Genomic DNA, 7,224 nt, shown 5'->3' with positions numbered 1-7,224 from the left:
CAGGGGAAATGCATTTCAATGTGGGAGCGGGCTTGCTCGCGAAAAGGCCCGGTCAGACACCGCACGACCCAAGCTCTTTAGCTACGGGCAAACGCCACCGCCGCGTCAAACTGCTCGACCGTCGGCCGCACGCCGGTGTACAGCACGAACTGCTCCAGCGCCTGGATCGCGATCACTTCCAGCCCGGTGATCACTTTTTTGCCTTCAGCACGACCGCGCACGATCAGCGGGGTTTCCGAGGGGATCGCCACCACATCGAACACGGTGTCGGCAGATTTGATCACATCCACCTCGAATGCCAGCTGCCCTGCTTCCGGGCCACCGTCCATGCCGACCGGCGTCACATTGATCAGCATCTGCGGGCGCTCCTCGCCCAGTTCCGCCTGCCAGCGATAGCCCAGGGAATCGGCCAGTGCACGCCCTGCGCGTTCATTTCGGGCCACGATCAGACCGTTTTTGTAACCGCCGTCGCGCAAGGCACTGGCCACAGCCTTGGCCATACCGCCGCTGCCGCGCAGGGCGAAAGTCGAGTCCTTCGGCACCGCGTGGGTTTCCAGCAACTGGGCGATGGCAATGTAATCGGTGTTGTAGGCCTTGAGATGGCCGTTGGTGTTGACGATGGTGTTGATCGACTGGATCGCTGCCGCCGACGCATCCAGCTCATCGACCAGCGCAATGCTGGCTTCCTTGAACGGCATCGACACCCCGCAACCACGAATGCCCAGCGCACGAATCCCGCCGACGGCACCCGGCAGATCCTGGCTGCTGAACGCCTTGTAATAAAAATTCAGGCCCAGTTGCTCGTACAGATGGTTATGAAAACGCAGACCGAAATTCCCGGGACGCCCAGACAGGGACATGCACAGTTGGGTGTCTTTGTTGGGGTTCATCTGCATGGGAGTCTCCTTCTAATGCACTTTCGGATGGACGGGATTAGCCAGACCATCAGGTTCTGAACGATCATAAGGCGGTCTGTTCCGGGCATCACAGCCGTTGCCTGAAACCCGGTAAGCAATCCGGTACAGACCTTACACAAAATTTACCCAGCCGCCGTGCTGTTTTTCCAAATGTTGCTGTCATAGAAGTATCCCCGCGCCATCCCGAGCCTGTTGCAGGCCTGGACGCCGGGTCGAAGAACCGAGGATTTATCATGATTCGTAAACTCCCCATCGTGGCCTTGTTGATCGGTGCATGCGCTATCACAGGTCAGGCAGAAGCCCATGGCGGTGGCTGGCAGGGCCCGGCGGTATTTGGTGCGATCGTCGGCTCGGCCATCATCGGCTCGGCGCTCATCAACCAGGATCGGCCGGTGTATGTTCAACAGCCTGTTTACGCTCAACCGGCACCGGTGTACGTGCAACAACCGCCACCACCGGTCTACTACCAGCCGGCCCCGGTTTACGTACAGCAACCGGTCTACGTGCAACCGGCCCCGGTGTATTACGGCCCTCCGCACGGCTATTACGGTCGTCCGCACTACTACGGCGGCCCGCGCTGGTAACAGAAACACAAAGCCCCGCTATTCAGCGGGGCTTTTTCTTGCCTTGGATAAAGGGTGCCGTCTGTCGGACAAAGTCTGAAAAAATCTCGCCAAGGTCGCTGTGAGGACAGTTTGAACCATTAAAGTCGGCATGATGGACATGACCGTCGGGGGCAAAACACAAAACGGTCATCTATTTGTCATGACGGAACCGCAATCTGAATCCGTCCGCAAACAACAGGTTGATAAAAACAAGGACGACTGGAATGCCAACACAGAATCCGCACCGCATCGTCGGTTTATGCACCTCGAGCAAGGTGTACAACGCACTGACCGAGCTCAAGCACCTGGAAGGCCATCGCACGGCGAAGTTTGTGTCGCTGCTGGCAGAAAACCTGGTGCGCAAGGGTTTGCTCAACGAGCACGAAATCGTGCACATGCTCGATCAAGTGGTGGATTGAGCCAGCCCTCACTGGCATCAATGTCCACTATCGAAAGCGTTGATTGTCCCTGAAACGGACGAGTCCCTAAGGTAGCTCCATAGATTGATGGAGGTACTTCTCATGGCTCAGGTTCAAATCATGTCCGTTATCGGCAGCGCCGTTCCCGCATCGCTCAGAGAGATGGGGCTGCTGGCCTGCTGGTATCTGGTGCGCGACGGCGAGCCGGTCAGCGGCCCGCTCACTTCACTGCCGGCCGCCCAGGCGTTGTCGCAACGATTGATCAACGGCCCGTTCAAGGCTTAGGGCAACTGCACCTTCGGTTTGGTTTCGACGAACAGTGCCCAGCTCGACATGAATAATGCAGCGATCAGCGGCCCGATCACGAAACCGTTGAGACCGAACACCGCCATTCCGCCCAGCGTCGAGATCAGGATCATGTAGTCCGGCATGCGAGTGTCTTTGCCCACCAGCACCGGACGCAGCACGTTATCTACCAGGCCGATCACGAACACCCCGAACAACCCCAGCACTACGCCTTGCCAGATCATCCCGCTGAGCAGGAAGTAAACCGCCACCGGCGCCCAGACGATCCCCGCGCCTACCGCCGGTAAAAGCGACAGAAACGCCATCAACACCGCCCAGAGCAACGCGCTGGGGATGTCGAGAAACCAGAAAATAGCCCCGCCCAACGCGCCCTGGGTGATGGCCACCAGCAGATTGCCTTTGACCGTGGCGCGCACCACCCGATTGAATTTCAGTTGCAGGCGACGTTTGTGATGTTCTTCCAGCGGCACCGCCGTGCGCACCTTGCGCGCGAGTTCGGCGCCATCGCGCAGAAAGAAGAACAGCAAGTACAACATGATGAAAAAACTCACGACGAAATCGAACGTGCCCTGGCCGAAGCTGAACGCCTGGGTCGCCAGCGCCTGACTGCCCTGCATGGCGGTCTTGACGATTTTCTCGCGCAAGGCATTGAGCTCACCCATGCCGAAGCGGTCGAGCAGATGCTGAAAGTACGGCGGCAGGCTGTGCTTGAACTGCGCCAGATACGCGCCGATATCGAGCTTGCCGCTTTCGATGTTGTCGTAGAGCGTCGCGCCCTCCTGCACCAGCAACACACTCAGGATGATCACCGGCAGGATCGCGATCACCAGACAGACACTCAAGGTACACAGTGAAGTGAGGTTGCGTTGCCAGCCGAATTTCTGCTGCAACCGGCGCTGCATCGGCGCGAACACAATGCCGAGGATCACCGCCCAGAACACCGCGCCGTAGAACGGCAGCAGGATCCAGATGAAAGCCACCGTCACCAGAAGCAGCAGCACGGTGAGGGATTTGAATTGCAGACTCTTTTGGTTCATGTCCGGTCCATGTCAGTCAGGCGCCACGCGCACCCGCCCAACTTAGTCAGCCCACGCCCGCGCGAGTGCCATCTTTGTTCATGGAGCATAGATCCAGATCAATAAACCCTCGTCGCGCCTCGTTTACCCTCCCGCGCTTTTGCGACTGACACCACCATGACGCCCTCCTTCACCCCGGAACTGCTCGCCCCTGCCGGCACCCTGAAAAACATGCGCTACGCCTTCGCCTACGGCGCCGATGCGGTCTACGCCGGCCAGCCGCGCTACAGCCTGCGGGTGCGCAACAACGAATTCGACCATGCCAACCTCGCCCTCGGCATTCGTGAAGCACAGGCACAGGGCAAGCGTTTCTACGTGGTGGTCAACATCGCGCCGCACAACGCCAAGCTCAAGACCTTCCTCAAGGACCTGGCGCCGGTGATCGACATGGCCCCGGACGCCCTGATCATGTCCGACCCCGGCCTGATCATGCTGGTGCGCCGGCATTTTCCGCAGATGCCGATTCACCTGTCGGTGCAGGCCAACACGGTGAACTGGGCGAGCGTCGAATTCTGGCAGCAACAGGGGCTGAGCCGGATCATCCTGTCCCGGGAACTGTCGCTGGAAGAGATCGGCGAAATCCGCGAACAGGTGCCGGGCATGGAGCTGGAAGTGTTCGTCCATGGCGCGTTGTGCATGGCCTATTCCGGCCGCTGCCTGCTTTCGGGCTACATGAACAAGCGCGACGCCAATCAGGGCACTTGTACCAACGCCTGCCGCTGGAAATATTCGGCGCAGGAAGCCACCGAAAACCAGCTCGGCGAGATCGTGAAGACCTTCGAACCACAACCAACCCTCGGCCTCGGCGCCCCCACCGATCAGGTGTTCCTGCTGCAGGAAGCCAATCGTCCCGGCGAGATGATGCCGGCCTTCGAAGACGAACACGGCACCTACATCATGAACGCCAAGGATCTGCGCGCCGTGCAGCACGTCGAGCGCCTGACCCGCATGGGCGTGCACTCGCTGAAGATCGAAGGCCGGACCAAATCGCATTTCTATTGTGCACGCACCACTCAGGTCTACCGCCGGGCCATTGACGACGCGGTGGCCGGTCGCGAATTCGACCGCAGCCTGATGACCGATCTGGAATCCCTCGCCCAGCGCGGCTACACCGAAGGCTTCCTGCGCCGGCACGTGCATGACGAATACCAGAACTACCAGAACGGCAGCTCGGTGTCGGAGCGTCAGCAGTTTGTTGGCGAGCTGACCGGCGAGCGCCGGGATCGTCTGGCCGAGGTCAAGGTGAAGAACCGCTTTGCCCTCGGCGATCATCTGGAATTGATGACGCCCAAGGGCAACTTCCACTTTGATCTGCATGAACTGCAGAGCCTCAAGGGTGAAGCCATCGATGTGGCGCCGGGGGACGGGCACACGGTGTACCTGCCGATTCCGGATGCGGTGGATTTGCGCTTCGGATTGTTGATGCGCGATATCGGCGCTGTTTAGACCCGCGCTATCGAACGGACCAGCAGCTTCAGTTCGTGGCTGAAAACCGGTCGCGACTGTTGGTCAGGTGCAGCCACATCGCCGCACGCGCCGCATCCGGATCCTGACGCTTGATCGCGTTGAGGATCGCCTCATGCTCCAGATTCGCCAGTTGCCCGAGCTTGCTCAAGTCCACCGCCCCGCGTTCGGCCGCGTTGACCCGGGTGCGCGGAATCATCGCGCTGCCCAGGTGCTGCATGATCTCGGTGAAGCAAACATTGCCGGTGGCTTCGGCAATCAATAAGTGAAAGCGTCGGTCGGCCTCGACGCAACTGTCGTTGTTGGCCAACAGGCGCTGGTAGTCGTCCAGCGCCTGACGCATCTGCACCAGTTGTTGTTCGCTACGACGTTGCGCGGCCAGTGCCGCCGCTTGCGTCTCCAGTCCCATGCGTAATTCGAGAATGCTGCGCACGCCCAGCGCGGTGTCGACATTCAGCCGCAACCCCTGCTCCGGTGCGCGCTCGATCACGAACGTGCCGATGCCGTGCCGCGTTTCCACCAGCCCCGACGCCTGCAACTTTGAAATCGCCTCGCGCACCACGGTGCGGCTGACGCCGTGCTCCTGAACGATCGAGTTTTCCGAGGGCAGCTTGTCACCGGGCAGCATCTGACCGAGCAGGATGCTTTGGGTCAGTTTTTCCACCAGGTCATGGGCCAGGTTGTGCGCGCGTTTACGGGCGGGAGCGTCGAGGTCTTCTTGCATGGTCGGTTCCGGTGATCGGGGCAGACCGATCGTAGCACTGCAGGCCATGACTTGTATGAGCTCCTATGATTTGAAGCCTTTAACTTGTATGACAACAACAGGTTTTAGCCGGAAAAGCTTCGACTACATCGAGCAACCATCCCACAATCGCTGGCCACACCCTCTGTAGGACGCTGAATAAAATCTCTCTAAAACCCAGCAAATACGGCACTTTAAATCTTAAAAAGCATAAACACCGTTCCCCGTAGACAAATTTGATTGAGCACTCCCGCTTGTAGGACAAAAAAATCTAGTTGTATGATGTCTATCAACAACGCAGCACCCAGCCACACCCCGCATAAAAATAACGAGTGGGAGAAAACCAAGTGAAATCATCCATTGCCGGGATGAACGAGGGCGCCGATTCCGTGCTGTCCTCCGCCATTGCCAAAGTCAAACGCCACGTCCTGCCGCTGTTCGTGATCATGTTCATCGTCAATTACATTGACCGGGTGAACATCGGCTTCGTCCGCACCCACATGGAACACGACCTCGGCATCGGTGCCGCGGCCTACGGTTTCGGTGCCGGTCTGTTCTTCATCGGTTACGCGCTGTTCGAAGTCCCCTCCAACATGCTGCTGCAAAAGGTCGGAGCGCGAATCTGGTTGACCCGCATCATGCTCACCTGGGGTCTGGTGGCCGCCGGCATGGCGTTCATCCAGAACGAAACCCACTTCTACATCCTGCGTTTTCTGCTCGGCGTGGCCGAGGCCGGATTCTTTCCCGGGGTGATCTACTACTTCACCCGCTGGTTGCCGGGGGCCGAGCGCGGCAAGGCGATTGCGATCTTCCTCAGCGGTTCGGCCGTGGCCTCGCTGATTTCCGGCCCTTTGTCAGGATTGCTGTTGCAGATCGAGGGTCTGGGCCTGCATGGCTGGCAATGGATGTATTTCATTGAAGGGATGTTCTCGGTCGGCCTGTGCGTGTTCGTCTGGTTCTGGCTCGACGCCAAGCCCCACGACGCCAAGTGGCTGACCCGCGCCGAACAGGACGCGCTGGTCAAAGCCATCGACGATGAACAGAAGGCCCGCGAAGCCGCAACCCCGATCAAGCCGTCGCTGGGCAAACTGCTCAAGGATCGCCAGATCATCCTGTTCTGCCTGATCTACTTCTTCATTCAATTGACCATCTACGCCGCGACTTTCTGGCTGCCGAGCATCATCAAGAAGATGGGCGAGATGAGCGACTTCCAGGTCGGCTTGTTCAACTCGATTCCGTGGCTGCTGTCGATCATCGGCATGTACGCGTTCGCCTCGTTCTCGGCGAAGTGGAAACACCAGCAGGCATGGGTGGCCACAGCGCTGTTGATCGCTGCGGCGGGAATGTTCATGTCCACCACTGGCGGGCCGATTTTCGCCTTCGTGGCGATCTGCTTTGCCGCACTGGGTTTCAAATCTGCTTCGTCATTGTTCTGGCCGATTCCGCAGGCCTATCTCGATGCGCGGATTGCCGCCGCCGTGATCGCGCTGATCAACTCGGTGGGCAACCTCGGCGGCTTCGTCGCCCCGACAACCTTCGGCTTGCTGGAGGAGCACACCGGTTCGATCCAGGGCGGCCTCTATGGTCTGGCCGCGACCTCGATCATCGCCGCGATCATCGTGTTCGCCGCCCGCATGACACCCAAATCCGCACCTGACGTCGCCGTGGCCGATGCCGCGCCGAAACACGCCTGAA

General features: G+C 59.4%; 8 protein-coding genes. 5 read left to right on the top strand and 3 right to left on the bottom strand.

All coding sequences use genetic code 11. The annotated features are described in order from the left end of the window. Nucleotides 1-77: 77 nt before the first annotated feature. Nucleotides 78-896, bottom strand: a complete 819-nt coding sequence (locus ACW9HX_RS24955) for a shikimate 5-dehydrogenase (protein WP_457382627.1) — start codon at nucleotides 894-896, stop codon at nucleotides 78-80. 254 nt (nucleotides 897-1,150) lie between these two features. Here ACW9HX_RS24955 and ACW9HX_RS24950 point away from each other — a divergent pair, with 254 nt between their 5' ends. The 3 genes from ACW9HX_RS24950 (at nucleotide 1,151) to ACW9HX_RS24940 (ending at nucleotide 2,226) form a co-directional block, all read left to right on the top strand. Beyond that, nucleotides 1,151-1,501 carry a hypothetical protein gene (locus tag ACW9HX_RS24950; RefSeq protein WP_096822348.1) on the top strand — a complete coding sequence of 117 codons (351 nt, stop codon included), beginning with the start codon at nucleotides 1,151-1,153 and terminating at the stop codon, nucleotides 1,499-1,501. Nucleotides 1,502-1,746: 245 nt separating this feature from the next. After that, nucleotides 1,747-1,941, top strand: a complete 195-nt coding sequence (locus ACW9HX_RS24945) for a hypothetical protein (RefSeq protein ID WP_085712486.1) — start codon at nucleotides 1,747-1,749, stop codon at nucleotides 1,939-1,941. A 102-nt stretch (nucleotides 1,942-2,043) separates the two neighbouring features. After that, the gene (locus ACW9HX_RS24940) at nucleotides 2,044-2,226 is read left to right on the top strand and encodes a hypothetical protein (RefSeq protein WP_096822349.1); all 183 of its coding nucleotides are present in this window, start codon (nucleotides 2,044-2,046) and stop codon (nucleotides 2,224-2,226) included. On the opposite strand, the gene ACW9HX_RS24935 is transcribed toward ACW9HX_RS24940, so the two are convergent. Further along, nucleotides 2,223-3,284 carry an AI-2E family transporter gene (locus tag ACW9HX_RS24935; RefSeq protein WP_457382626.1) on the bottom strand — a complete coding sequence of 354 codons (1,062 nt, stop codon included), beginning with the start codon at nucleotides 3,282-3,284 and terminating at the stop codon, nucleotides 2,223-2,225. The genes ACW9HX_RS24940 and ACW9HX_RS24935 overlap by 4 nt on opposite strands. A gap of 156 nt (nucleotides 3,285-3,440) precedes the next feature. On the opposite strand from ACW9HX_RS24935, the gene trhP reads away from it, so the two are divergent. Further along, complete coding sequence (trhP, locus tag ACW9HX_RS24930; RefSeq protein WP_457382625.1) at nucleotides 3,441-4,769, top strand: prephenate-dependent tRNA uridine(34) hydroxylase TrhP; 1,329 nt, start codon at nucleotides 3,441-3,443, stop codon at nucleotides 4,767-4,769. A gap of 28 nt (nucleotides 4,770-4,797) precedes the next feature. Here the strand turns inward: trhP and ACW9HX_RS24925 are convergent, their stop codons facing one another. Then, nucleotides 4,798-5,511 (bottom strand): FadR/GntR family transcriptional regulator, encoded by a 714-nt coding sequence (locus ACW9HX_RS24925; protein ID WP_457382624.1) that lies wholly within the window; start codon nucleotides 5,509-5,511, stop codon nucleotides 4,798-4,800. A 365-nt stretch (nucleotides 5,512-5,876) separates the two neighbouring features. Between ACW9HX_RS24925 and ACW9HX_RS24920 the strand changes: the two genes are divergently transcribed. After that, entirely contained in the window at nucleotides 5,877-7,223 is a 1,347-nt protein-coding gene (locus tag ACW9HX_RS24920) for an MFS transporter (protein WP_457382623.1), read from the top strand. Nucleotide 7,224: the final 1 nt, after the last annotated feature.

It is taken from the genome of Pseudomonas sp. SDO52101_S400 (assembly GCF_054071635.1).
Note: the sequence above shows the minus strand (reverse complement) of the source record. Positions and strands in the feature narration are given on the sequence as shown.